Source organism: Desulfitobacterium hafniense DCB-2 (assembly GCF_000021925.1).
Taxonomy (GTDB): Bacteria; Bacillota; Desulfitobacteriia; order Desulfitobacteriales; family Desulfitobacteriaceae; genus Desulfitobacterium; species Desulfitobacterium hafniense.
On record NC_011830.1, the window covers coordinates 939,427 to 965,176 of the forward strand.

General features: G+C 41.4%; 28 protein-coding genes. 15 read left to right on the forward strand and 13 right to left on the reverse strand.

Annotated features, from left to right (window positions below):
- Positions 1 to 5: 5 nt before the first annotated feature.
- Positions 6 to 1,175: a Ger(x)C family spore germination protein gene (locus DHAF_RS04250; RefSeq protein WP_011461855.1), complete on the reverse strand. Its 1,170-nt coding sequence runs from the start codon at positions 1,173 to 1,175 to the stop codon at positions 6 to 8.
- Between the two features lie 36 nt (positions 1,176 to 1,211).
- Positions 1,212 to 2,834 carry a spore germination protein gene (locus tag DHAF_RS04255; RefSeq protein ID WP_011461854.1) on the reverse strand — a complete coding sequence of 541 codons (1,623 nt, stop codon included), beginning with the start codon at positions 2,832 to 2,834 and terminating at the stop codon, positions 1,212 to 1,214.
- 155 nt (positions 2,835 to 2,989) lie between these two features.
- Here DHAF_RS04255 and DHAF_RS04260 point away from each other — a divergent pair, with 155 nt between their 5' ends.
- The 5 genes from DHAF_RS04260 (at position 2,990) to DHAF_RS04280 (ending at position 7,751) form a co-directional block, all read left to right on the forward strand.
- A complete protein-coding gene (locus DHAF_RS04260) occupies positions 2,990 to 3,532 on the forward strand; it encodes a signal peptidase I (RefSeq protein WP_005808402.1) in 543 nt (180 codons plus the stop codon).
- Positions 3,533 to 3,569: 37 nt separating this feature from the next.
- Positions 3,570 to 4,547, forward strand: coding sequence for an ATP-binding cassette domain-containing protein (locus tag DHAF_RS04265; RefSeq protein ID WP_015943060.1), 978 nt, complete (start codon positions 3,570 to 3,572; stop codon positions 4,545 to 4,547).
- Positions 4,531 to 5,922 carry a peptidase S24 gene (locus DHAF_RS04270; RefSeq protein ID WP_011461851.1) on the forward strand — a complete coding sequence of 464 codons (1,392 nt, stop codon included), beginning with the start codon at positions 4,531 to 4,533 and terminating at the stop codon, positions 5,920 to 5,922. Before DHAF_RS04265 ends, DHAF_RS04270 begins: the two co-directional genes overlap by 17 nt.
- 224 nt (positions 5,923 to 6,146) lie before the next feature.
- Positions 6,147 to 6,479 carry a thioredoxin family protein gene (locus tag DHAF_RS04275; RefSeq protein ID WP_015943061.1) on the forward strand — a complete coding sequence of 111 codons (333 nt, stop codon included), beginning with the start codon at positions 6,147 to 6,149 and terminating at the stop codon, positions 6,477 to 6,479.
- 51 nt (positions 6,480 to 6,530) lie between these two features.
- The gene (locus DHAF_RS04280; protein ID WP_011461849.1) at positions 6,531 to 7,751 is read left to right on the forward strand and encodes an FAD-dependent oxidoreductase; all 1,221 of its coding nucleotides are present in this window, start codon (positions 6,531 to 6,533) and stop codon (positions 7,749 to 7,751) included.
- Between the two features lie 64 nt (positions 7,752 to 7,815).
- Here DHAF_RS04280 and DHAF_RS04285 read toward each other — a convergent pair whose 3' ends face one another.
- From DHAF_RS04285 to DHAF_RS04315, 6 genes are all read right to left on the reverse strand, one after another.
- Positions 7,816 to 8,289 carry a DsrE/DsrF/DrsH-like family protein gene (locus DHAF_RS04285; RefSeq protein ID WP_015943062.1) on the reverse strand — a complete coding sequence of 158 codons (474 nt, stop codon included), beginning with the start codon at positions 8,287 to 8,289 and terminating at the stop codon, positions 7,816 to 7,818.
- Between the two features lie 14 nt (positions 8,290 to 8,303).
- On the reverse strand, positions 8,304 to 8,618 hold the full coding sequence (locus DHAF_RS04290) for a TusE/DsrC/DsvC family sulfur relay protein (RefSeq protein ID WP_005808391.1): 315 nt from the start codon (positions 8,616 to 8,618) through the stop codon (positions 8,304 to 8,306).
- Between the two features lie 18 nt (positions 8,619 to 8,636).
- A complete protein-coding gene (gene sqr / locus DHAF_RS04295; protein ID WP_011461847.1) occupies positions 8,637 to 9,887 on the reverse strand; it encodes a type III sulfide quinone reductase, selenoprotein subtype in 1,251 nt (416 codons plus the stop codon).
- Positions 9,888 to 9,906: 19 nt separating this feature from the next.
- Complete coding sequence (locus tag DHAF_RS04300) at positions 9,907 to 10,176, reverse strand: metal-sensitive transcriptional regulator (protein ID WP_011461846.1); 270 nt, start codon at positions 10,174 to 10,176, stop codon at positions 9,907 to 9,909.
- 267 nt (positions 10,177 to 10,443) lie between these two features.
- The gene (locus DHAF_RS04305; protein WP_015943063.1) at positions 10,444 to 10,674 is read right to left on the reverse strand and encodes a hypothetical protein; all 231 of its coding nucleotides are present in this window, start codon (positions 10,672 to 10,674) and stop codon (positions 10,444 to 10,446) included.
- Between the two features lie 523 nt (positions 10,675 to 11,197).
- Positions 11,198 to 12,127 (reverse strand): LysR family transcriptional regulator, encoded by a 930-nt coding sequence (locus tag DHAF_RS04315; protein ID WP_005808381.1) that lies wholly within the window; start codon positions 12,125 to 12,127, stop codon positions 11,198 to 11,200.
- Between the two features lie 279 nt (positions 12,128 to 12,406).
- On the opposite strand from DHAF_RS04315, the gene DHAF_RS04320 reads away from it, so the two are divergent.
- Together DHAF_RS04320 and DHAF_RS04325 are read left to right on the forward strand one after the other, a co-directional pair.
- Positions 12,407 to 12,730 (forward strand): thioredoxin family protein, encoded by a 324-nt coding sequence (locus tag DHAF_RS04320; RefSeq protein WP_011461845.1) that lies wholly within the window; start codon positions 12,407 to 12,409, stop codon positions 12,728 to 12,730.
- Between the two features lie 60 nt (positions 12,731 to 12,790).
- Positions 12,791 to 14,002 (forward strand): FAD-dependent oxidoreductase, encoded by a 1,212-nt coding sequence (locus DHAF_RS04325; protein WP_015943065.1) that lies wholly within the window; start codon positions 12,791 to 12,793, stop codon positions 14,000 to 14,002.
- 107 nt (positions 14,003 to 14,109) lie between these two features.
- Here DHAF_RS04325 and DHAF_RS04330 read toward each other — a convergent pair whose 3' ends face one another.
- Positions 14,110 to 15,477 carry a TrpB-like pyridoxal phosphate-dependent enzyme gene (locus tag DHAF_RS04330; RefSeq protein WP_005808375.1) on the reverse strand — a complete coding sequence of 456 codons (1,368 nt, stop codon included), beginning with the start codon at positions 15,475 to 15,477 and terminating at the stop codon, positions 14,110 to 14,112.
- 556 nt (positions 15,478 to 16,033) lie between these two features.
- Here DHAF_RS04330 and DHAF_RS04335 point away from each other — a divergent pair.
- From DHAF_RS04335 to DHAF_RS04355, 5 genes are all read left to right on the forward strand, one after another.
- Positions 16,034 to 16,300: a hypothetical protein gene (locus tag DHAF_RS04335; RefSeq protein WP_011461843.1), complete on the forward strand. Its 267-nt coding sequence runs from the start codon at positions 16,034 to 16,036 to the stop codon at positions 16,298 to 16,300.
- 315 nt (positions 16,301 to 16,615) lie between these two features.
- Positions 16,616 to 17,380, forward strand: a complete 765-nt coding sequence (locus tag DHAF_RS04340; protein WP_005808369.1) for a hypothetical protein — start codon at positions 16,616 to 16,618, stop codon at positions 17,378 to 17,380.
- Positions 17,373 to 18,008: a PrsW family glutamic-type intramembrane protease gene (locus tag DHAF_RS04345; protein WP_011461842.1), complete on the forward strand. Its 636-nt coding sequence runs from the start codon at positions 17,373 to 17,375 to the stop codon at positions 18,006 to 18,008. The genes DHAF_RS04340 and DHAF_RS04345 overlap by 8 nt, the downstream gene beginning before the upstream one ends.
- Before the next feature lie 84 nt (positions 18,009 to 18,092).
- The gene (locus tag DHAF_RS04350; protein WP_015943066.1) at positions 18,093 to 18,839 is read left to right on the forward strand and encodes a hypothetical protein; all 747 of its coding nucleotides are present in this window, start codon (positions 18,093 to 18,095) and stop codon (positions 18,837 to 18,839) included.
- An 87-nt stretch (positions 18,840 to 18,926) separates the two neighbouring features.
- Positions 18,927 to 20,090, forward strand: coding sequence for a DUF2974 domain-containing protein (locus DHAF_RS04355; RefSeq protein ID WP_005808364.1), 1,164 nt, complete (start codon positions 18,927 to 18,929; stop codon positions 20,088 to 20,090).
- Between the two features lie 13 nt (positions 20,091 to 20,103).
- Here DHAF_RS04355 and DHAF_RS04360 read toward each other — a convergent pair whose 3' ends face one another.
- From DHAF_RS04360 to DHAF_RS04375, 4 genes are all read right to left on the reverse strand, one after another.
- On the reverse strand, positions 20,104 to 20,532 hold the full coding sequence (locus DHAF_RS04360) for a YkvA family protein (RefSeq protein WP_015943067.1): 429 nt from the start codon (positions 20,530 to 20,532) through the stop codon (positions 20,104 to 20,106).
- Between the two features lie 165 nt (positions 20,533 to 20,697).
- Positions 20,698 to 21,756, reverse strand: coding sequence for a nitrite reductase (locus DHAF_RS04365; protein ID WP_015943068.1), 1,059 nt, complete (start codon positions 21,754 to 21,756; stop codon positions 20,698 to 20,700).
- Positions 21,757 to 21,818: 62 nt separating this feature from the next.
- Entirely contained in the window at positions 21,819 to 22,742 is a 924-nt protein-coding gene (locus DHAF_RS04370) for a diacylglycerol/lipid kinase family protein (protein ID WP_005808357.1), read from the reverse strand.
- 11 nt (positions 22,743 to 22,753) lie between these two features.
- Positions 22,754 to 23,176 carry a universal stress protein gene (locus DHAF_RS04375; RefSeq protein ID WP_015943069.1) on the reverse strand — a complete coding sequence of 141 codons (423 nt, stop codon included), beginning with the start codon at positions 23,174 to 23,176 and terminating at the stop codon, positions 22,754 to 22,756.
- Positions 23,177 to 23,449: 273 nt separating this feature from the next.
- Between DHAF_RS04375 and DHAF_RS04380 the strand changes: the two genes are divergently transcribed.
- The 3 genes from DHAF_RS04380 to DHAF_RS04390 all read left to right on the forward strand — a co-directional run bounded on the left by DHAF_RS04380 (position 23,450) and on the right by DHAF_RS04390 (position 25,720).
- Positions 23,450 to 24,298, forward strand: coding sequence for a 2-oxo acid dehydrogenase subunit E2 (locus DHAF_RS04380; protein ID WP_015943070.1), 849 nt, complete (start codon positions 23,450 to 23,452; stop codon positions 24,296 to 24,298).
- Positions 24,299 to 24,393: 95 nt separating this feature from the next.
- Complete coding sequence (locus DHAF_RS04385; RefSeq protein ID WP_005808351.1) at positions 24,394 to 24,600, forward strand: TOBE domain-containing protein; 207 nt, start codon at positions 24,394 to 24,396, stop codon at positions 24,598 to 24,600.
- A gap of 283 nt (positions 24,601 to 24,883) precedes the next feature.
- Positions 24,884 to 25,720 carry an undecaprenyl-diphosphate phosphatase gene (locus DHAF_RS04390; RefSeq protein ID WP_005808347.1) on the forward strand — a complete coding sequence of 279 codons (837 nt, stop codon included), beginning with the start codon at positions 24,884 to 24,886 and terminating at the stop codon, positions 25,718 to 25,720.
- Positions 25,721 to 25,750: the final 30 nt, after the last annotated feature.

Genomic DNA, 25,750 nt, shown 5'->3' on the forward strand with positions numbered 1-25,750 from the left:
ATTATCTACTCCTTATCTGTTACGGGAGGATAATGTATCCTGCCCGAACGTTCGATGCTGGCGTCCACAGTGACTTCGACAATAATCTCTGGAAAAATTTCATCCCAGTGCTCCTGCATATTTTTCCACTCCTTGAGGTGCTTTTTGCGTACGACTTCACCAAAGCCGAAGATGTCCGCATTGAGTTCCTGAGCCTTTTTGAATGCTGCCAGAACTTCATCTTGAATAGCTGCGGCCTTATTTCGCTCAATAGCTGCCACCTTTTCTTTTGTTCTTAGGTTTTCAGCGCAATACTGAGCTGCTAATGCACCTTTCTCCTGAATATAAACCTTCATAATCACCTGGTTATCCACTATCTCCGCACTGACCTTAGTCTTGGAATCAATAATTTCCAGGCTGACTTTACTGCCGCACTCGGGACACTCCACATCGATAATGCCACTCTTTACTTCATCTCTTGCCCATAATAGTCCGCGGGTTTCGTACTTATTTAATTCCCCAACGAGTTTATCGCCTTTGAAAACAGCTGTTCCTTTAACCTGAAGGGACTCGTTGCCTCCTTTACGGATAATTTCAACAAGAGGGGCGGTCGGCGCAGTGGTTGGGCTGATTAGATCAGAAAGAAAGTCATTGAGCTGGCTTGTACTGGTTTGAGAGTTTGGGTCTTGATCATCAAGCAATTTAGAAATATTGATTGCTGGAATCCTGTCTATTACAGGCTTAATATTCAAAACATCCCTAGCATTACCTTCTGAGACAACGAGCCAAATATTCAATCTGGTTTCATGATCCCGGGCAAAAAAGTCGAGTTCTTTCTGGATGCCTTCCTCGGCATAGTCTCGCCCGAGAATCAGCACTTGAATATGAGGAAAATAGAGTTTGCGATTAGATTCATGGGTAAAGTCCCGCAGGATGGAGAAAAGGGTGTCGCCGGTGTTTTGGATATTCCAAAAAGCTTGACTGTCTGGCCCGCCTAAGGAAGACGACTTGAGCGCTTTTGGATTGGCGATCTGGGCTGTGACCTGGATTTGATTCGGCTCCTGGGCCTTATCTATTCCTAAACCCATGACGATGGCTAAAGAATTTAATTCTCGTTGATTCCAACATCCTGTTATATTTAAAATTAACGGTGTGCACATCAAAAAGATAACGATTAAATACTTCCGGCTTTTCATAGATATCTTACTCCATCGATCATTATTGCACGTAAACTATTGATCTGGTTTATTCCGGGGGTTCCTGTTTTTGGAGGGGGGTGTTGGTTTTAATCTAAAGGCTTGTCTTTGGGGATCGTTCCAGCCAATCAAACGGGGACGGGTGAGCATTGCCCATAAAGGGAACCGAACAATGGTATCTTTCAAATCTATAGGGGTGAGCGGGGCAAAGGGAGAAAAAAAAGGAGTACCGAAGGATCTCAATGATGCCAGGTGGATCATAACTCCGATAAATCCTATCATGATTCCAAAACCACCCATGGCTCCTGCAAGAAGAACCATAATTAGTCTCAAGACGGCTCCTGAATCTGTCTGAGCAGGAACGGTAAAGCTGGCAACTGCTGTTAATGATATGACGATAACCATAGGTTGACTGACAAGTCCGGCTTGGACAGCGGATTCGCCGAGTACCAAGGCACCAACGATACTGACGGCTTGACCCACAGGGCGGGGCAGTCGAATTCCAGCTTCTCTAAGAATTTCGAAGACAGCTCCCATCGTTAGGGCTTCAATAACGGCTGGAAAGGGAACATCTTCCTCAGCAGCAGCCATGGTAAACAGCAGGGGAGTAGGAATTAATTCTTGATGAAAGGTGCTCAGGGCGACGAAAATTGCCGGCCCAAAGACAGAAATAAAATAAGATAGAAAACGGATCATTCGCACGATACCTACAAAGTAGGGGCGGGAATAATAGTCTTCCGTACTCGAAAAACTTTCAATGAAAAGTACGGGAACAGTCAACACGAAAGGAGTGCCATTGATCAAAAGGGCGGCACGGCCTTCTAAGATTTTTGCTGCGACAGCATCGGGTCTCTCGCTGTTGCCTACTGTAGAAAAGATTGAAAAGGGCGCATCTTCAATAAATTGTTCGATATAGCCTGACTCCAGAATGGCATCAGTATTAATCCGATCAAGCCTGCGTTTGATCTCTTCGATGAGTGAGGGATTGGCTATTCCCTTAATGTAAGCTATGCAAACGACGGTTTTGGTTTCTCTGCCTATTATTGTGGTTTCAAAGGTAAGATTGGGGGTTCGAACATATCGTCTTAACAGGGAGGTATTCGTAAGTAAACTTTCTGTAAACCCTAAGCGAGGGCCTCGAACAACGGTTTCAGTCTTGGGTTCATCGAGGCTTCGGGTCTCACCTCCATAGGCTCTAATGACAATGGATTCATTTAAACCGGAGATGACCAAGACCGCATATCCTTTCAAGCAATTCTCAATGACTTCATTTATCGTGGCAGCTGTATGAACCTCATCCATGGAAAGCATTGTTGTTTTAATGTAATCGATATTAAGAAGCTCAGGTTCTTCCTCTTTTTCAATGAGCCGGTCATCAAACATTAGGGGTTTTATTATACTCTCGTTCAGGAATGTTTTATCGATCATACTTATTAAGAAGACAAGAGTACCTCTGATTCTTCCCTGAGGACCGAAATCGAATTCGCGAAAAGCTATGTCATAGCTTGATCCGAGAATGGTTTTAATTTCTTCGAGGTTCTTATACATGTCAGGTGAAAGAGGGGTGGTGGAATATTCATAGATATCCTTTTCGCCATCAATAGTATTCAGATGCATCAACTTCATGCCCTGGAGTTGTTTTTTTATATATTGAAACATTTTGCATAACCTGCCTAAACTATTCCTGCTCTTCCTATAATGCGCAAATATTGAAATAATAAACGAAAAATACAAACTGCATAAAGTTCGTAGAGGCATTGAAAAAAGCTGCTGGGATATAATAGTAATCAGAGAAAGAAGGAAAGGACGAGAAAATGTCCTCCACAAAATACACAAGTCGGCAGCAAATAGAAGACATGCGCAAAAAGATCCAGGTTGAAAAACAGAAGAAGACTGATCTACATAGTCCCAAAAAGCTTATACAAAGCAGATGGGGACGCAGAAACGGTCTTCTGAAAGTTGTCAGCGGGATCCTTTTTGGTGCTGTGGTTATAGTTTTACTCTTTTCTTTGGTGTCCATTAATATGGCCAAGAACAGAGGAGAGATTCCCAATATTTTCGGTTATTATTTGTTTGTGATTGAATCAGGAAGTATGGAACCAACCTTGAAGGTAGGCACAGTTATTATTTCTCGCAGACCTGGAGAACCAGATAGGTTGGAGGAAAGTGATATCGTAACCTTTCGAACTCGATCAGGTGCTATAGTGACCCATCGCATCATTGAAGTGATCGAGGAAGGAGAGGGGAATATACGCTATCTGACCAAAGGCGATAATCCCAACAACGCCACTGATCAGGAAGCACTTACTCCAGAGCGGGTAATTGGGGTATTTTTGGCGAGACTACCTTTATTATGAGGATTTAGCATTATGTGCTATTGGAGGCTAAAAGCCTATGGTGAATTCAGCTATGTTACAAAGAGTCGTCCTGATGGAAAATCTCTCATCTGCTGAATATTTATTACGGGAAGGTGAGAGCCCACAGCGAGTATTGAAGGATATTAACCTCCAAATCAACAAGGCGGAAATATGGGGAATCATAGGGACATCTGGTTTTGAAATTAAGCTCTTGCTGGAGATCATGGCCAACATTAGACCCTACGAAAGCGGGCGCTGTGTCCTGATAGAGCGGGGTATGATGAGGCTAAAACGAGTGATTTTAAAGCATATATTCTATATTGGCAACTCGGACATGCTCTATAACACTATGAATGTACTGGAATTTCTCATGCTTGCCACTGCAAAATGGAAGATAGACGTTGTGGAAAGACAGGAGCAGATTTTTGAGTTGATCATCAAGGTTGGCTTAGGGCATCTTTCCCTTACGTCCATCGGCCTGCTTACTCGAGAAGAGAAGGCGGTGGTTACCTTAGTTGCAGCGGCTTACTCAGATGCCCAGATGATTGTTTTTAACCTTCCCGAATATGAGTTTGACTCAATCCTTATAGAGGCTATTGCTGATATAGCTGATTTCATCAAAGAACAAGAGAAAACATTAATTGTAGCTACTCCTATCTGTACTCTGATTGAAAAGGCTTGCACCCATATAGCTGTATTGGCGGAGGGACGCTTAATCCATCAAGGTCTTGTTGAGGATTTTCGTTATCAATATGACAACGTGGAAATAATCATTAAGGATGAGGACCTCAAGGGAACAAAGGAAGCACTGCGGGGGATTCTCTCCAATCATCAGGTAATTGCAGAAGATAATCGCTTATTAATTAAGAGGGAAGCTTCTTTACCCAGTGATCCAGAAATGATATATAAGAAAATTATTGAATCGGGATATATCCCTCAATCCATGGAGAAGAATGGCAAGACAGTAGAATATGCCTTAGAGGAGCTTATGAGGCAGTATGATTTATCGGAATAGCTTTTTAAAGAAGGAGCTTCGCCAAGCCTATACAGAAAATAAGATCAGCACCAACCGGAAAATCGCCTTTGCGCTTTTTCTGGGGCTGATCTCTTTTGCCTTCTATTTTGTTTTTCAGACATTGCAGGAAAGCGTTCTCTCAGATGTAGTCCCTGAGATTATGCAGCCCAGTTATTTCTCCACGTTGTATATCTATATTCATCTTGCTTATTTCTTGTCCGCAGGGTATTACATCATCTACTATGATACCCTTTTCTTTTCTGAAATCAGAAAAAACTCCTGGTATTTAATGATCCATATGGGCTATAATCCGGCAAGGATGTTTTTTTCTAAGCTTTTGGCTTTGGGATATACTGCCTTGTTTGTCTATACTTTGGGCTTTGCAGCTATTATATTGCTCACAGCCCTCTTAAAGTTTCCCTTCATTTTTGCCTATCTTCCATCTCTGTACCTAGTAGGATTTACAGACTTAGTAATGCTCACTATACTGTCCATGGTTTTTTCTCTTTATGCCAGAACTATCATCAATGCCCGGTACTGGATTGGAGTGTCAGCTTTTCTTATTCTCTTGCTAAAAATAGTCCTGGGACACTATGATGTCATAAGTAATAGAATAGCGATGCAGAATATTTTTAATCTCTTTGACATGAATACTTCTCTTTATTTTCCTCTTTGGATTGTTGTGGTCATTATTTGTGGGTTGGTTTGCCTCTTTCGAGCGGGTAATCTTGCCCGATATTATAATCTATCTGAAGACTTAAGCCTGCTGCCACCAGATGTTTCACTGATTCTTATGAATTCAAAAACGGAGAAGAAAGAGCTTGTTGCCATCGGTGGAAAGCAGATCGTGGAGCGTAAGCTTATCCATAAAGTGGTTACGGTATTGTTGGCGGCTTTTATTGGCGTTGCTTTAGCTATTAATGTATTTATTATTGTCATCAATGCTTCTTCTACAGGTCAAGAAGTAAGTATCCGTGGGGTGATCCCTTTTATTTTTCAATCCAATACTATGGAGCCGGAGATCATGGTAAATGATTTGACCTATTTTCAAAGGATCGATCCACAATACCCTGTGGAGTTAGAACAAATCGTTTTGTTTAAAGAGAATAATGTGCTTTATATAGAAAGAGTCGCCGAAATCCACGGTGACAGACTGGTGGTGGACATTGATAATTACCCACCCATGTCTCAGATCGGAGCCATGAAGAAGACCATTTCTCGAGAGAACATTCACGGAGTGTATAGCGGAAGAAATCGCTGGTTGGGAGCATTGATTCTTTTCGCCAATACGATTATGGGTAGGATACTCTTTTTATTAATACCGGCAATTCTGCTTTTCTATCATGAACAGATCGTCAAGCTGTTAAAACGATAAAGCATAAAAAACTGTCGATGCTAAAATACTTAAACTAACTTAAGATTATCAATTGATAATGTGAAAAACTTAGCGTATAATTAAATGTGAAAAAATTGTGAAATCAATATGGACCTAGATTAGTGCACAGTTATACAAATGATGATGAGTTGGCCAATAATGAGTCAGCTCACTTTGAGTTTAAAAAAACTTATTAATCTAAGATGATTGAAGGGGGATTGGAAATGTCGTTGATTCAGTTGGATGGGTGCGGTTTAGAAGAGTTAATTTATGACATTGGGGAAGGGTGCTTAATTTTTTTTTACAGGAACAATTGCCCTGTCTGTGAAGAAATGGCTCCTGTGTTGGAAGAATTGCAGCCTAAGTACAAAGGCCAATTTGGTTTTTACTATGTGAACATTGATGAGAACAAAGAAGTCATTAACTGTTTTAAATTAGACGAAATTCCGCAGGTACTCTTTTTTAAGGATGGAGAATACCAAGGTAAACTCAGTGGTGAGTTTAATCAAGCTCAAGTCGTAGAAAAGATTCAAGAAAATCTGGTGGATTTGGTCTAAATAATCAAATACTATTTGATGCAATTATTGGAGAGGAGAATTTAGTAAAAGATGAGCAACTCATACGACTTAATTATCATTGGAGGAGGTCCGGCTGGACTTGCAGCAGGAATTTATGGGGGAAGAGCAAAACTCAGAACCTTGATCATCAATAAGGGAACCATTGGAGGTATGGTGGATACCACTCGCGAGATTGTAAATTATCCTGGCTATATTCATACCAGTGGTCCGGATCTTATGAGTGATTTTAAAAAGCATGCTGAAAGTTTTGGCGTGGAATTTTTAAAAGATGAAGTAGTGAGCACCGAGCTTTCCCAGGATCTTAAAAAAGTTACGACAAAAAAGAAAAAAGAATTCTATGGAAAAGCTGTAATCATCGCGGCAGGAACTCAACCAAGGCTTCTCAATATTCCCGGTGAAAAGGAACTGAGAGGCAGTGGTGTCGCTTACTGTGCCACCTGTGATGCGGAATTCTTCCAGGATGAAGACGTGGTTGTAGTAGGTAGCGGTGACCAGGCTATTGAAGAAGGTATGTTCATTACTAAATTTGCTCGTAAGGTTACAGTTATTGTTCTTCATGATGAGGGGATCCTGGATTGCAATAAGGTTAGTGCTGAAAAAGCTTTCCAAAATGAGAAGATGGAATTTGTCTGGAACTCTACTCTGGAAGCTGTCCTGGGAGAGGAGAATGTGGAGGGGGTTCAGGTTAAAAACCTAAAGACTGGCGGCTCTTCCCTACTTCCATGTCAAGGGGTGTTCTTCTTTGTAGGGATGATCCCGGCTACTGAATTCCTCCAGAATAGTGGAATAGAAATGGATCGTCGAGGCTATATTCCCGTTAACGACCTGATGGAAACGAACCTCCCTGGCATCTATGCGGTGGGAGATAACCGAGTAAAGTACCTCAGGCAAGTGGTCTCAGCTGCAGGCGATGGTGCTACAGCTGCTGTGGCCGCTGAGCGATATATCGAGGAACTGGAAGCATTCCAAAAGAACATCCTCCATAGCGAGAAAAAGGTCTTGCTGGCATTCTTTAATGCTGCCAATACGGCAAGTTTGGAATTTACAGTTGTGATGGAAGAACTGATTCAGGAACATAGTGATATGTACAAATTAGTTAAAGTAGATATGGCGACGAAGAAAAGCCTTGCTGAAAAATATGGCGTAACCAATGTTCCCGCCGTTGTGATGCTGGATAAAGGCGAGAAGATTAAGGAATTGGAATGCAGCTTGGATAAAGAAATATTGGCGGAACAATTAGGTAAAGAATAAGATCGTTGAAATTAAAAAGAGGCACACTTTCCTGAGGGAAAGACTTGTGCCTCTTTTTAATGATTTAAGTAAATATGATCTGCCCACCGGCAGAAAGATTATAAAAATCCCCTACGGTAAGGATACTGTCCAATTGATCGCAGAAATCTTCCTTCTTTAGCTTAAACATCTCTACAGTAGCTAAACAGGCATAGAGTTTTCCACCGGCATCAGAGATCATCTCAATGAATTCTGGAATTGGTGGAATATCCAATTCCTCCATTTGTTTCTTCATCATAGAAGTGGCCATGGCAGACATTCCGGGCAAGATTCCGATAAGGGAGGGAATGCCCATGGCGGGATTCCCCACTGTAGCAACTTTAATAGAATCCATCTTGTTCTTTGTGATGGCGTTCAAACCGAAAAAAGTAAAGAAAAGGTTGGCCTCAATTCCTATCATTCGTGCTCCGTTTGCCATAATTAATCCAGGATAGACTCCTTCCAAGGAACTCTTGGAAATAATAATGGAGACCTTTTTGATTTTCTCTTCATCGGCCATGCTCATTCTCCTCTCTAAACACAACTAACGGGTTTACTTAATCCGCCAATTTTTGTCGCTTTAAGGAGGGGACCCTCTGGGAAAAGTGCGTAGAGCTCCTGAGTTCCAATATTACCTACTTTGTTTACTCGACGGATGGTTGGAATTTTTCCAGTCTCAGCAAAGTCCTTTTGTAGGAATTCGATAACCTTCCAGTGTCCAGGGGTGAGGTCTTCAATCCCCAGCTCTTTAGCAATTTCAGAGGCAATATCCTTGTTCCATTGGGATTGGTTTACCAAATACCCCTCTTGGGTCACATCGACGGTATAACCTGCAATAACCTTTTGCATCTAAATTCCTCCTTTGTTTTAAGGCTGATAGAGACCATCCAGCTTCTTGCCTCTGGTTTTCATTTCGGGGGGAACTGTGGGGATGGGGATACCTCTTAAAAGCATGTTCCAGTAAATTGCTTTAAAAGCCAGCTTACCCAGGTGATTGACCTTTGTTTCCTTAAGAAGGGAGAAGGGGCCAATTCCAGGCAGAGGAAAGGTACCTTCAACGGGTTCAAGTTCATAATTGAAATCTATTAAAAAGGCTTTGTCATAGCCGGATTCAATAAAACAGTTGGCATGCCCATCAAAGTGGGCGGTTAAGGGTTTGTCAGCAATATAGTTTAAGATGTTCTCAGTTAAGATCTCCGCTTGGAAATGGGCGACAGAGCCGGCCTTGGAGGCAGGGAGGTCGGAAGCATCCCCAATGACAAAGATATTTTCGTGTTTCTTAGATTGCAGGGTATGCATATGGGTGGGAACAAAATTCAATTCATCGCCCAGGCCTGAGCGCTCAATCAAAGGACTGCCCATATTCACTGGTACTGTAACCAGAAGTTCATAATCCACTTCCTTGCCATCCACCGAAATGAGTTTCTTGTTTTTGGCATCTACACGGGGAATACTGAAATTATTAATCAATTGAATATTTTTCTGGGGGAACAAGTGGCCGAGGACATCTGAACATTTTTGCTTCGTGAAGGCACTATCTAAAGGAGTAACATAAATAAGTTCCACTTTGTTGCGAATTTTACGCTTTTCGGCAAAGAACCAATCGGATAAAAAGGCAAACTCTAAAGGGGCAACAGGGCATTTAATCGGTATTTCACTAATGTGAACAACCAACCTTCCTCCAGGCCAATCTCTAAACTTATCCCTAAGCGCCAGTGCGCCCTCTAGGGTGTAAAAATCAAAGATATCTTTTCGCCAGCCATCCATGACACCGTCAACTTCTTCGGGGACTATCTCGCAACCTGTGGCGATAATCAGTAAGTCATAAGGAAGGACCCAGCCACTAGATAACAATACTTGATTTTTTTCTGCCTCAATTAATTCGATTGGAGACTTAATATATTCCACGCCCTTGGGAATAAAGTCACTTATCTTTTTTATCACATCCTTTTCCGAATAAATTTCAAAGGGGATAAAGAGAAAACCTGGCTGATAATAGTGCTTTTCATATTGGTCCACTATGGTAATAGCCCAATCTTTTTTATCCAGCTTGCGCTGAAGGTGGTTGGCCATCATTGTACCGGCTGTACCAGCCCCTAGAATGAGTACTCTTTTCATTGAACCGCCCCCATTCCAATTATTCGTTAAACTTTAGAATGTTGTCCAAAATCTTAGATACTTCCGATTTAAGATCTTTTTCTTCGGTTATTACCTTATCCAGGCAATGATCAACGAAATGTCTATTTAGCATGTTCTTGACTTTGTTCATAGAGCTAGTAACTGCTGAAACCTGCACAAGGATATCTGCGCACTCTTTTTCCTCCTCTATCATTTTTTCGATACCGCTGATGTGTCCTCTTATAGTTCTTAAACGCATAAGGATGTCTTCTTTTTCACTTGCTGCCATAGGAACACTCCTTTATTGAAATATCCGACATAAACGTTATATTGGATGATGCTTACTTAATAGCCTAAGTCCCTTATACCCCCCTAGGGTTAGGGGATACCTTGAGATTAGTATACTATTTCACGAGTGTCTGTGTCAATAAGATAATTACTAAAAATTTGGAAAAACTTTTCGACATAATAAGGGCATAAGCAAACCCTGAAGACGTCTTTAGTCATCCAGGGTTTTGGGCTTTTAAGAATGGAAATGTTCTTTCGATTGATTAGATTAGGAATGCAAATCCTGCTGAATCTCTTGTTTAACTTTTTGCACTTCAGATTGAGTGTTTAAGGAAGAGCTCATGGTGCTGGATTGCATACCTTGGCTGCTGGACTGCGTGCTCTGGCTGCTGGTACCGGCGGAACCGGTTTGGCTTTGAGCAGCAGACTGTAAATCGCTTTGGATCTCTTGCTTTACTCTTTGAACGTCTGAGCTAGAGTTTTGATTTTGGTTTTGCATAATTACACCTCCCATAATAATGTGTCCAGAAGTGTTTCAACTATTAGTGGAAAATTATAACAGAATTTTACCCGCACCAGCTAATTGTAAGACAACGAGTACAAAAGTTTCTTGTAGCTGTCGAAAAAGAACAATGTTGGCTATACTTCAAGTTCTTATTTAAAATGGACTTGTGATTATGGTAAGAGCATAGACTGGTATTAGGAGTCGGAAAAGAGAAAGGATGAGAGGTATGAGCATGCAAGTGCCCGCCTGCTATCGGAGTTTTGGATTAAAGAGCTTATCGATGGAAAATACTCTTCTGACAGATGAAACTTTTTCTGATGGGAAAAGAATGGACAAGAATGCAAGTTCCTTTAAAGAGTCCATCGAGCGTTCCCCGAACCCAAAAAAACATCGTAAATATAAAGCTCCCTTCTTAGGCACCAGAGAGTGAGCGATAGTTACCATCTCAACTCAAAAGACCGATTAGAAATTACTCTTAATCGGTCTTTGCTCATTATCGATATCTAAGCAGATTGCTTCACGCACTGACCCTAATACGATTCACGTATTGGATAAGCTGGTCGATAAATTCGCTTTGCATTTCGTTGCGTGGCGTGTCTTTGCAGTAAACCCAGCCGAGAATAAACTTAGGGGTATTCTCGATGGGTATGGTGACTACCGAGTTTCTTTTTTCGAAGTATTCCGCAAAGCTGTTGGAGAAACCAATAGCTAAGCCGCTGGCAATAGTCTCCCGGTAAAGCTTTGAGTTGCCGGTTCTTAACATTACTTTAACCTCTCCGAAAGGTTTGAGTAATTCACTAAGTTGGGATGCATTTTGTCCCACATCATATAAAGCAAGAGGATACTTAGCCAATTCTGAAGGTTTCACGGATTTTCGATTGGCTAATGGCGAAGATTTTGTGACACAGATCAACTGCTCACATTCAAAGAAGGGCTGAAACGTCAAATTGGCATTGGAAAAATCTTTGTGATTTAATCGATCGCTTAAACCGCTGAATAAACCAATAGCATTTCGGTCTTCACAGATCTCTTCAATGATCTCTTGAGGAAGCTTTTCATTAATCACAAAATTGGCGTTTGGATGTTTTTGGGAGAATCGACATATCATATCTGGTAACAAGGTGCCGGATAAGAAGGGCGTTGTAAGTAAAGTGATTCGCTTGGAGCTTTTTGTATGAAAAAAGTTGTCTCCTGTTGTTTTGGCAATATCAGTAAGTTCATCATAGGTAACTAAAAGCTCTTTGGCTTTCTCAACAATCCTTTTTCCAACCTGAGTAAGATGAATTTTATTGCCAGTTCGATTAAGTAAAGAAACTCCCAGCTCTCGTTCCATCTGCCGGATGGCTTGACTTAATCCTTGCTGGGTAATATATAATCGTTCAGCGGCATGGCTAATGGAACCTGTCTCAGCGACGACGGTGATGTACTTTAAATGGTCAATTCTCATAGGAGCACCTCCTACAGGGGTAATAGTGACATAGTTGTGCTTGTGTACATTATAGCATGACGCCCTCAGCTAAAGTAAGGTTAGGCATCTTTATATTTTTCTATAGATGATAGTAATTTGCGTTATAGATAGGTTATCTTGGGTACAACAAAAAGTTGTGAAAGTTGCAAGTTATTGGTGCTTGTCATGTTCAGCATAAGTTATTAAAATCGTGATTGAGGGGATTATCACAGGATGAAAAGGGATATAAAAGTAAATTAAATTTGGAGGATTATAAACATGTCATTAACAAAATTGGATTCCAAAAGTTTTGAAGAAAAGATTTATGATAATGGAGAAAGATGCCTCGTGATTTTCTCCAGAAAGAGTTGTCATGTTTGTAAGGAAGTCGTACCTGTTCTCGAAGAACTAGCACCAAACTATGAGGGTGAATTCGGATTCTATTATGTTGATGTAGAAGATAATAAGGAATTGTATCAAACCTTCTCCCTTAGAGGAGTTCCTCAAATTCTTTTCTTTAATGAAGGCGAGTACTGTGGAAAGTTTGCCGGAGAAGTGGAGGAAGAGCAAGTTCAAGCAAAGATTTCTGAAATCTTGGGATAAGGCTGGAGAGAAACCTATCATGTGACAGATGCCTGACTGGAAAAGAGAGAGGGTTTAGACGTGGATAACTACTATGATTTGATCATAATTGGCGGAGGTCCTGCCGGGCTTACGGCGGGAATCTATGGAGGAAGGGCAAAGCTGAAGACACTGATTATCAATAAAGGAACCATCGGTGGAATGGCAGATAATACCCGTGAGATCGTAAACTACCCGGGATATGTTAATACCAGCGGTCCAGAGCTCATGGAAGATTTCAAAAGACATGCTAAGAGTTTTGGCGTAGAGTTTCTTAAAGATGAGGTAGTAAGCGCAGATCTTTCCCAAGATCTCAAAAAAATCATGACCAAAAAGAAAAAAGAAGTCTATGGTAAGGCAGTCATTGTTGCTGTGGGAACTCAGCCCAGACTCCTTAATATCCCCGGTGAAAAAGAATTACGTGGTAATGGGGTTGCGTATTGTGCTACATGCGATGCCGAGTTCTTCGAGGGAGAAGATGTGGTTGTGGTAGGTAGTGGAGACCAAGCCATTGAAGAAGGAATGTTTATCACCAAGTTCGCTCGTAAGGTCACGGTCATTGTCCTTCATGATAAAGGAGTCTTGGATTGCAATAAGGTCAGTGCTGAAAAAGCCTTTCAAAGTGAGAAGATGGATTTTGTTTGGAATTCCACTTTAGAGGCAGTTTTAGGTGATGAAAATGTGGAGGGGGTAAAAGTGAAGAATTTAAAGACAGGCACTTCATCAATCCTCCCCTGCCAGGGTGTATTTTTCTTCGTAGGTATGATTCCGGCCACTGAATTTCTAAAAGATAGTGGTATAGAAATGGATCACCGTGGCTATATTTCCGTCAATGATTTGATGGAGACGAATCTTTCCGGGGTCTATGCCGTTGGTGATAACCGAATCAAATATCTTAGGCAAGTCGTTTCCGCAGCGGGAGATGGAGCCACTGCTGCTGTCGCTGCAGAACGCTATATTGAAGAACTTGAGGCTTTCCAAAAGAACATCCTGAATAGTGAGAAGAAGGTCTTACTGGTATTCTTTAATGCAGCCGACACTCAAAGTCTGGAGTACTCTTCACTAGTGGAAGAACTTCACAAAGAACATAGCGAAGAGTACACATTGGTGAAAGTTGATATGGCAACTAAGAAAAGCCTCGCTGAGAAATATGGTGTAATCAATGCCCCTGCCGTTGTGGTATTGGACAAAGGCGAGAAAGTTAAAGATATGGAATGCAGCAAGGATAAAGCAACTTTAGCAGGACAGCTATAGCAAAAGATAAATTGTAAAGACTACAACTAAGTGGTAGAGAGGATTTCCCGGAACGGATATCCATACTCTACCACTTGGTTTTTTATGAGGGAAATAGGCTTTCAGTTTTAGTCTACTTTAGGCAAAGTAGCAAAGCTCTTTTCTAAGTCTTCATCCGTAGGGATAAAGTCGGTCATGGTGCCCGCGTTATAATTCATATAAGCGGACAGATCAAAGTATCCGGTGCCGGAAAGCCCGAAAAGAATGGTTTTCTTCTCTCCGGTCTCTTTGCATTTTAGGGCTTCATCGATGGCTACCCGCAGCGCGTGGGAGGATTCAGGGGCAGGGAGAATTCCTTCACTGCGGGCAAAGAGAGTAGCAGCATCGAAGATCTTAGATTGCTCAACCGCCCGGGCTTCCATAAGGCCATCATGATAGAGCTTGGATACTATGCCGCTCATGCCGTGGTAGCGAAGACCACCGGAATGGTTAGGGGAGGGAATGAATCCTGAGCCCAAAGTATACATTTTAAGAAGTGGAGTGGTTTTTCCTGTATCGCCAAAATCATAGGCATATTTACCCCGGGTTAAAGATGGACAAGAGGCAGGCTCTACACCGATAAAGGTAATGTTATTTTTTCCTTGGAGTTTATCTCCGAAGAAGGGGGCAATCAGGCCGGCATAGTTGGAGCCGCCTCCTACGCAGCCGATCATAATATCGGGCTGAATACCGTACTTTTCGCAGGCAATCTTGGTCTCTTCACCGATCACTGTTTGGTGGAGAACCACATGATCAAGGACACTGCCCAGGACATAGCGGCAATTCTCAGATTTTAGAGCTACTTCGATGGCTTCGGAGATAGCGCATCCCAGGGAGCCGCCGGTGCCGGGATTTTCGGCGAGGATTTTTTTTCCGATTTCTGTGGTGTCGGAGGGAGAGGGGATGACCTTACCACCATAAGTCTCAATCACAGCCTTGCGATAGGGCTTCTGTTCAGAGGAGATCTTCACCATATAGACGGTGAGATCAATTTGATAATAGGCACAGGCCATGGATAGGGCCGTACCCCATTGCCCAGCGCCGGTTTCTGTAGTAAGGGAAGTTAAACCTTGTTTTTTAGCATAGTAGACCTGGGCGGCAGCTGAGTTGAGTTTGTGGGAGCCGGAGGTATTGGTTCCTTCAAATTTATAGTAGATCTCCGCGGGAGTATCCAGCAGCTTTTCCAGGCAATAAGCTCTGACCAGGGGTGAAGGACGGTACATCTTATAGAAGTCCCGTATATCTTCAGGGATCTCAATATAAAGATCTTTGGTGTTTAATTCCTGTTCGATTAACTCATCACAAAACACAGGTTGCAGATCTTCGATGGTGCAGGGCTTCAGCGTTCCAGGGTGAAGCATAGGAGGGGGGAGTTCCTTCATTACAGCCTTCAAGTTGTACCAGCTTTTCGGCATTTCCTCTTCGGAGAGATAGATTTTGTAAGGTGTTTTCGTCATGTGGATTCATTCCTTTCGTTTGTTTAGTGAAAGTATTAAAAACTTCATTTTGATTGAAGCTTTCTATCCCGAAAAAGAAAATTAAAAAAGCCTTTGTCCCCTTATAGGACAAAGACTTCCATCTCTGCGATACCACCTGCATTGCGTAAATACGCCACTTACTTCGTATACTATCATATACGCTTCATGGATAACGGGTGAAGTTCCCGGCTAGCATACTTTTACCATGATACTCGTCTTTCATGATTTATCAAGGTAATTTCTGCATCACCCTCATGAGTCCATTCGTGATAAGTCTACCTGTACTGCAATTCCACCCTCTGCAGCTCTCTGAACCTGAGAACTTATCCTACTACTCTCAATCAACGGTTTTAAAATATTTGTATATAATTTATAAAAATATTATCCTGTTATATAATATTTGTCAAGAAAAAAATAAAAAAGTTATGTAAAAAATGCAATTTAAATTTGCTGAACCTTATTGACAGCATTATCCATTCCTGCTACAATACTCCTTGTGTGTAAATTTTGTATTTAAAAAAGAAAGAGGTTTCCAATGAGTTTTCAAAGTGATTTTCAGATTCTTCATGGAGAGATCAAGAAGCTTGGCAAGCTTGACCAACACAACATCAGTGGGTCGAAAAAATTCTCTGTTTTGAAAGACCAGATTCTAACCGTTCTTGAGGCATCCTTTGGTAAAACATCGAGGGAATATCGTATCGTAAAGTTAACAAAATCTCCAGTGACGGTTCTTAAGGTTATGAATCATATCGTTGCGCGGAGCGCAACGCTGACTTGCCAAAGTATTGCTGTAAACATCTAATCTATTTTTATCAAGTCTCATTCATTGAAGCAAGATTTATAGTCTAGTCAAGATTTAGATTGAACAGTTGACATCTTAACTAGTGGTGTATGGCCACCTTCCTAATGAGGAGGGTGGTTTTTGTTTTAATATGAATATATAATCCTTGCCATAAGAATTTTATATTATATAATCTCAAAAAATTATTTTAAAAATCTGTGAATTATATAACATTTGCTCGTGAAATATGTCATAATGTATATAAAGTATATACAACTCTTGAATGTAAATGAAGTTGATAATGTAGTAATATGGCTCTCAAGGTAGGGGATTTTCATGATTACATGGGATCAAGTCATCCAAGGAATGTTAAAACGAAAAGAAATCTTGGCATTAACTGTTAAGGCTGTCTGTATTCTTTCGTTTGTTTGGGCAGCTCTATTTTATATTTTGCTTTTCATCGATTTTCCTTATGCGAAGTTAAATGCGGTAGCCAATGGAATACAGTTTTTTTCTGGATTAGCTATCGGCATGCTTGTGATCTGTTATGCTCGATTCAGCTGCCAGCGCTATTTAGTATTGGGAGTCGCTTTGGCTGTATTAAGTTGGACTTTGGGACAGCTTTACTGGTTCTCTGTTATATTTCTTAACGGTTCATCACTCCCCTATCCATCCATTGCAGATCTGGGTTTTATAGGCACTTATTTCTTTCTGATTGGGGTAATCCATACAATCACAAGAGGGATACCTCAATATACCATTGAGATAAAGTATTGGAATCTATGGCCCCTAGGATTACTAGTAATTCCTATTTTCCTGGCTCTGGCAGGATCCAGTAATCTACTGATCAATATAGATAACCTGGTCTTAACACTAGCTATAGTGTACACCCTATGGAAAGCTCAGCCTATTTTCCCTATTATCCGGTACCGGCTGTTTATAGCGGGTCTTTGTTTGCTATGCTTAAGTGATATGATATTTATAATATGTGTCTGTTTGATACCGGATACATGTACACTTTCTACAGATGCTTTATTCCCAGCAGCCCTTTCCTTAACAGCTTACGGCTTTATGAAAGTAGAGGAGATGTCCGATGGGTGAGGCTATTTTTGTAGGGACCATTATCCCCCTATTTTTTCTGGCGATTATCCTAAAAGGCGAACAAAGGCTGCTGATACTGTTTTTTACCTGGGGTCTTATTGCTTTTGCGATTTCCCTGACCTTGAATAATGCTTTGGTCCGGCATTTTCAGATTAATACTCAGCAACTTTCCACTACTTGGGCTCCGATTATTGAAGAATTTACAAAGGCATTACCACTTGGGTATTTTCTATTCAAATCGGAAAAGAAAATACCCATTGTTTATTTTGGGATTGCGGCCGGGATTGGATTTTCTATTCAAGAAAATTATGTATACCTCTTAGGACACATGCATGAAAGTGGATCACCGGTTCCTTTTATTATTACTCGTAGTGTCACAACCTGCCTTATCCATGGGACGACCACAGGTATTGTTGGCTTTGGGCTCAGTATAGCAAGGCAATTAAACGGCATAATTTGGCCACTGCTGTTTGGTCTTTATACTGTAGCAGTCACGATTCATGCTTTATATAATCTGTATATCTACTCAAGTTATCAATCCATTGGTTTGTTTATGCCGCTTTTCCTTTATTTAATAGGATTTGCAGTGCTTAATATAAAGGAGGATAAGGGGCGGGAAAAAGACTAAGATGGCATTTTGTTTGGAGTTGAGGTAGTATTAATCGGAGAGTGATCTCTCCGATTTTATGTTTGGGAGCAAGGTGGGAAAACCATGAGCCAGATGCATCAACAACTTATCAATGAATATACAAGGACCCGTCTCAATGAAGAAGCAGTCAGCATTGAGAGAATCTATTTCTACAAAACCGATAAACGAGTGAATCCCAAGCAAGAGGAGCCGTTCTGGCACGCGGCAGGGGATATTCCCATTCTGGTCTCGGCTCCCCATGCGGTTCGTCATTTTCGCCAAAAGAAGATCAAAATGTCCGACGAGTATACCGGCTCCATTGTCTACCTTCTGAATAAGTTAACCGGTTGTCATGCCATTGCAGTGACTAAGCTTTATGGTGGGGATCCGAACGTGGATAGTCCTTGCATCTATAAAGAGAAACTTGCTCAGTTATGCAGGCAAGGCAAGATCAAGCTCCTGCTGGATATTCACGGAGCAGCCCGAGACAGGGACTTTGATGTGGATTTTGGAACGAACAATAGGAGGAACCTTCTTGAAAAAATGCATACCGATGAAATCCTGGCCCAGAACTTTCGGAATTGTGGGTTCTCAAAAATTTCCTCCGATTATTTTGCTGCATCCAGCCCAAATACGATAGCCAATTTTGCGGCCAGAGAACTGGGAATTCCAGCTGTCCAGATTGAGATTAATAAGCATTATCGTGTCCCAGCTCAAAATCCTCAAGGGTTTCACCGCTTGATGGCGGCATTGGTGGAAAGCATTAACAGTGTAGGCAGAAGGTATCAAGAAGGTTGGAAAGATATTAATCGGGAAAGAAAAATAAGATAGAAGAATAGGTCAGCATAAAATTCAAAAATAAGACATACTAAGCAGAGACTGTATTCTATTCAAGAAGTGAAGAAGAAAAGGTGTCCTATGCAAAATATATTCGATTATCTTGATTGGCGAGGGGACTTAAGCTTTGCTCAGGATGGATTTAATCAAGTAGATAATTTAATCTTTTCGATTTTGGCTTACCTTGAATTCGATGGTATCCTCCCATCGGAGGCCTCAAGGGATTCCATATCCTTGACGAAAGCAGGGGAAAAATACTTCAAAGGCCTTGCTCATCAGAAACTCCAGAATAGTATCAACCCTTTCTTTCGGGAGATACCCAAACTGCTGGTTAAAACCTCGCTGGCAACTCGTTTTAAAGAAATTCAGCTGTCCAGTTATGTAAATCTTGTGGATCATGAGATTTGTAACCAATTTTCCGCGATGGTCTTTTCCATCAGCCAAGGGGAACATTATATTGCCTTTCGGGGTACGGACGATACCTTGGCCGGATGGAAAGAGGATTTTCAGATGAGTTTTAGGGATGAAGTAAAGGCCCAAAGAGATGCAATTTCCTATGTAGAAAAAGTCGTGGGGAAATATCAGGGCAAGCTTTATTTGGGTGGCCATTCCAAAGGCGGAAATCTGGCGGTCTATTCTGCAGCAGCCATGGAACCTGAGGTTCAAGGGCGAATCATTGGAGTATATAACAATGACGGCCCGGGCTTTTTGACTCATGTCCTCGAACGAGAAGGATATCAGAGGATCCTCGACCGGATTCATACCTTTGTTCCTAAATCCTCCGTGGTAGGGATGCTCCTTGAGCATGGAGAAGAGTATATTACAGTCAACAGCAATGGTCTGAGCGTTATGCAGCACAACCCTTTCTTCTGGGAAGTAAGAGGCAGCCATTTCGTCTATGAAAAGAATTTAACCAAAGGGAGTAAGAATTTTAACAAGACTGTAAGGCTTTGGCTTAACCAATTATCCATGGAGCAGAGAGCGGAGTTCGTGGATGCTTTATTTGATATTTTTCAGGCCACCGGGGCCACGACAGTTAGCGATCTGTCCCAGAAAAAGCTGACCTTGGCTAATGATATGATTAAGAGTTATAAAACCTTGGATCCCTTGACCAAATCCCATTTAAAAAAGACCCTTAAAATTTTCTTTGATAAAACCCAAAAGGTATGGATTTCGTCTTTCGAGGCCGATGTAGCATCTCTGTTGGCACGGACACCGGCCAAAAAGAAAAAAGACAGTACATAAAGCCATTAATGAATCAGGATTCCGCGGGATCTTTGCTTTGCTTCCACAGACTAAACTTTTGCAAGTCAGAGTCCACCTGTTTTAAGACCAAGCCGAGGACAAACATGTCGTCTACATAGCCAACTCCTGGAAGGTAATCAAAAAGAATATCAATAGGGGATAAGAAATAGATCAAGGCAGCTAAGATAGCGATAATGGAGCCGGCGGGGATCTCTTGATAATCTTTGCTGATATAAGCTTTGACAACTTGAATCAGGATAAGGATATCCTGGTAAACTTTATGGATGGGCCCTGTATTGATGTTGAGTTTCTCTGCTTTCATAAACGCAGCATTGAGTTTGTCCTGGGTAAGGTTGATATTTTGGAGGGTCTTTTTGGATTCTTCCTGATAATGATTAAACTTCGCCATAATCTTATCTTTAAGATTCTGTCCAATCTGCATACGACTTGTCCTCCTTTGCTTTAACATTATTATATCATGATTAGGGCAAAGTAATTAGAATGTTCCAGTTATATAAGACAAATGTAGGGAATGACCCTGTGTTCTTACGCAAGGGTATTCCCTACATTCTCAATTTATCGGAGAAATTATCTTTAACGGGTCGTCTTAGCCAATTAAGGCTTTCTCTACAGTTTCAAAGCCCAAACGCTCAATCATTTGAGCAAAGCGTTCGCCCTTATTGCCATGCTCCTTGTAGTATTGAATCGCTTTTTCAATGATCCCGGTAGCCTCATCTAAAGTATAAAGACCTTGGATTTCCTGGCCTAAAAATTGCTTGCGTGCGGCCATCCCTCCAAGACTGATGGCGACTTGGTCTTTTTTCTTGCCAATGATGCCAATGCAGCCCACATGAGGCATGGAACAGTTATTAAAACAGCCACTGGTAATAATTCTAAGCTTACCGGGCAGGGTCACATCATAATAACCTTTATAAATTTTTTCATTGAGTTGACTGGTGTAGCCCTCGGTGTCATAAAGACTGAATTTGCACACAGCCCCTTTACAAGTTGTTATGGGTCTTGGCCTGGGTCCTGTAGAACCGATGCTCAAACCGACTTCAGCAAGAGATTGAGATACCTCGTTCAGGTTATCTAATAGAATACCAGGGATTTCGATATTTTCTCTTTGGGTGAGGTAAAAATACCCGCTTCCATACTGTGTACAGATTTCGCTTACTCTTTTGGATTGCTGGGCATTCATTTTCCCGCCGGGAACAACCACCCTGCAAGAAAAATGCACCCCATCTTTATTGAGAAGGAACCCCTTACCTTTTAAAAGGGCGGACTGCTCTTGAAGCAACTCTTTGAGCCTCTTTGTAAAATGTGCTTTTACCTGTTCTACATATTCCGGTTTTAGAGAGTAACGGCTTAAGACCCGAGTGAAGTCGCGATCCAGGCCATAAGTGCCATACTCATACCATTCGGCTTCCAAGTGGCAGACTGCTTTTATTTGATCGTAGATATAGGGAGTACCACAAAAGGTTTCAAACAGCGCACTGAGTTCCTGAACTATTTGTTCTTGGGGCAAAAAAAGATTAAAAGGACTTTTGGCTCGCTCTGATTCATAGATCCCATCGTCTTCCCAAACAAAGGGTTTATCACAACGAGCGATAATTTCTTCACAGGTTTTTATCATCTTTTCTCTTTCATTGATGGATAACGACATCTTTAACACCTCTTCAGTTTATTTATAAAAGATGGCACACCCTATGGGGTGTACCATCATAGTTATGTCCATAAGCGAATCCCTTGTGGTATTAGGGAAAAATGGACGGGTGTAAATCCGGGATGTTCCCCATCCAGCTCCAAGTAAGCCGAAGGATTAGAGATAATGGAGACTTCTTTACCACGATGGACTGTAACATCCGGAACCTCAAGATGGTGGCCTTGATAAATTTTGGGCAAATGGCGCAAGAGTTGGAACATAGAGAGGTTACCGAGAACAACGACATCAAAAAGACCATCGTCAAGCTCTGCATGAGGAGCAATCATCATTCCTCCTCCTACAAAGCGTCCATTGCCAATCCAGATACTGTTGGCTGGTCCATTGACCACGATTTTTCCATCAATGACACATTTCATGTTTTTATTTTTATAGGTCAAAATGGTCATGATGCCCCCAAGGAGGAAAGATAGTTTTCCACCGAGGAATTTGCTGTGCTGGTTAACTCGGCTAACCGCCATTCCTCCCAAACCCACATCCGCTACGTTGAGAAAATAACGAGTGTACAACTGACCGGTAGCGTCTTGATATTGAACTAGCCCGCAATCAATGGGGACAATTTTTTGTCGGTGCAGAACTTCCAGCAAAGAGGGGAGCCCTCGTTTTTGATCGAGGGTGCGTAGAAAATCTCCCCCGGTTCCATGGGAAAGAACAGCAAGACTTGCTTCAGGATTAATAGGTTTTTGATCGGCAAAAAATCCGTTCACAACCTCATTTAGAGTGCCATCGCCACCGACAGCAAGAATTTGCGTATAACTATGCATGGCCTGCCGGGTGAGATTGGTGGCATCCCCTGGTCCCGTGGTGTAAGCAAATTCAAGATTAACGCCCTGATCAAGGAGGCGCTTGTAAATTTTGGGCCAGATTTTTCGAGTTTGTCCGTTAGCCGAAGCTGGGTTAACGATAGCAAACCAGGGGTTATTATTCATTACACCATCCTCTAAGGAACTATGGTCACAGGGCAGCTTGTTTCATGAAGAACATGGGTAGCTACGCTTCCCAGAATGGCTCTCTTAACGGCACCGAGTCCCCGGTATCCCATAACAATACTGTCTACAACACTTTCTTGGGCTTCTTTACAAATTTCCCGACCAGGGTCCCCTGTGCGTAGGAGCGTGCGGATGGGCGCGATGGAATCTTTAGCGATTTCCAGAGAGTGATCGAGAACTTCCTTACTGGTTTCTTCCTGCATTACCTTAATCTGTTCTTGGGTGGCAAAGCGTTTTATATTGGGTGTGTTATAATTGGGCTGAACGTTTAAAAAGATAAGAAGGTCGTCTTTGCAACGTGCTAGAGTAAGAGCATAGTGAATGGCTTTGTCCGAATTCGGTGAGCCGTCTACAGGTACCAAGATTTTTGTCATATGTATCACTCCCTCGATTAAGCTTGTCTATTTTACCTTATTTTATATCATCCCATAAAAAAGTTAAACTATCAAACTTCTTTTTCACTGTCATAAGTAATTATAAATTTTCTTAAAGAAGAGATCGGACTTTCCTAAGGTTTTAACCGGACAAATTTTATTGACTACAAATAAATAGGAAAATTTTGCATTAAGTTAATATAAAAAGAAGGGATTATCTGATCCTTAGAGAAATTTATTGAAAGGAATTAAGAAGCAAAAGGGGAGATTTGGATGCGACGGAGTGACGGGCGGCTTCTCAAGTCTTTAAGCCCTTTTGTAAGGATTATTCCCCACATTATGACCAAGCGGAATGATGCCCAAAATTTTTATAAACAAGTCGTTGCTGTTGATAAAATTGATCAGTATATCAAAGAAAAGAAAGATCAAGGGATTAGGCTCAACTACTTGCACCTATTTATTGCAGTCTATGTGCGTGTTCTCGCTCAACGCCCACAGCTGAACCGTTTTATCATGAATAATAAAATCTATACCCGATATGATATCCGCATCTCTATGGCCATTAAGCGCCTCTTAAAGGATGACGGTGAAGAGACAACAGTTAAATTCCTCTTTTCAGGTCTGGAAAGCATCGAAGAGATTGTCAAAATCGTCGATCAGACCATAGAGGAAGGTTGTGCGGCAGGAGCTGCCAATGAGGTGGATACTATTGCTCAACGTATTATGGCCTTACCTAATAGTCAAGTGAAGCTTTTAGTAGGGACGCTAAAGTGGATGGATCGGCATAATTTACTGCCGAAAAAGATTATTGAAGCCAGTCCTTTTCACACATCTCTTTTCTTTACCTATCTCAAATCCATCAATCTGGATTTTATCTACCATCATCTCTACGATTTTGGTACGACAGGGATTTTTGTCGCCTTAGGGAAGAGCAAAAAATTACCCGTAGTTGAAGAGGATCAGGTAGTGGTCAAAAAATGCTGTGAGATCGGCTATGTTTTGGACGAGCGGATTTGTGACGGACTCTACTACTCCAATTCCTTTAAATTAGTCAAGAAGTACCTGGCAAACCCTTATCTACTTGATGAAAGGCTGGAGAAGGTAGAGGAAGATGTGAACTAGAGCGCATAACTATCTGTGGATGGAGTCGGAATTTTGTTTGAAATGATTGAGAGTGTGCATACTAATTTAAATAGTAAACAAGGAGGAATTATCTAATGAAATTATCGGCTAGAAATCAATTAAAAGGCAAAATTACGGAGGTTAAAAAGGGCCCCGTGTCAACGGAAGTGGTTCTGGATATTAATGGTCAGTCAATTACAGCGAGTATAACTTCTGGTTCAGCAGAATCCTTGGGATTAAAAGTAGGTGATGACGCAATTGCCGTTATCAAAGCAAGTTCAGTCATGATTGGTCTCGAATAATCTTAAAAAGTTTCTTTGGGCAATCGGCTGATTACCTCCCAGGATAGATATAACTCTATTCTGGGAGGTAATCTTTTTAATAGGTTTGATGAGGAATTAAGAAAAAGTTAATAAATACTTATATAATCCCTAAGGTTAGGCTAGACATAATCAGGTATAATACTATATGGATAGCGTCATGTGTCGAAGAATGAAGGGGGAATGCGGCTATCCATTCATAAACCGAATTGGTATAATGGGCGTGATGTAATTAAATCTATAGAAAATGTAATCAGGAGGAATTATGGCATTAGTAGAGATTTTTAAAGCGATTTTACTAGGTATTGTAGAAGGGATTACAGAATGGCTGCCCATCAGTAGCACGGGACATATGATATTGGTGGATGAGTTTATTAAGCTGAACATGTCCGCGGCTTTTATGGAAATGTTTTTCGTGGTCATTCAGCTGGGAGCTATTTTGGCTGTTGTGCTTTTGTATTGGAAGAAACTCAATCCCTTTACATTCGATAGAGGGGTTTCCGTCAAGCAGGAAACCATAGAAATGTGGTTCAAAATCATTGTGTCCTGTATTCCGGCCGGTGTTATCGGTCTATTGTGGGACGACGTGTTTAACGCTCTTTTTTATAACTATCAAACCGTTGCCGTTATGCTGATTATATTTGGAATTCTCTTTATTGTTATTGAGAATTACAATAAGGGGAAAAGGCCTCGGGTCAATCACTTATCACAAATTACTTACACCACGGCGTTCATGATCGGAATATTTCAATTGATTGCCGCCATATTCCCCGGAACTTCCCGTTCTGGTGCTACTATTGTAGGAGGACTTTTGCTGGGAGTATCCCGAACCGTAGCGGCTGAATTTACGTTTTTTCTCGCTATCCCCGTTATGTTTGGGGCCAGTGCACTTAAGCTTTTGAAGTTTGGTTTCAACTTTACAGGTCCGGAGTTGATGATTCTATTAATAGGAATGGTAGTGGCCTTTATAGTATCCGTAATCTCCATTAAGTTTCTAATGGGATATATCAAAAAGAATGACTTTAAGATCTTTGGCTGGTACCGTATCATCTTGGGTGTGATTGTGCTTCTGTATTTTTCAGCCAGGACTATTATAGGTTAGATTTGATCTGAAAAGCTGAATCAACTTAAG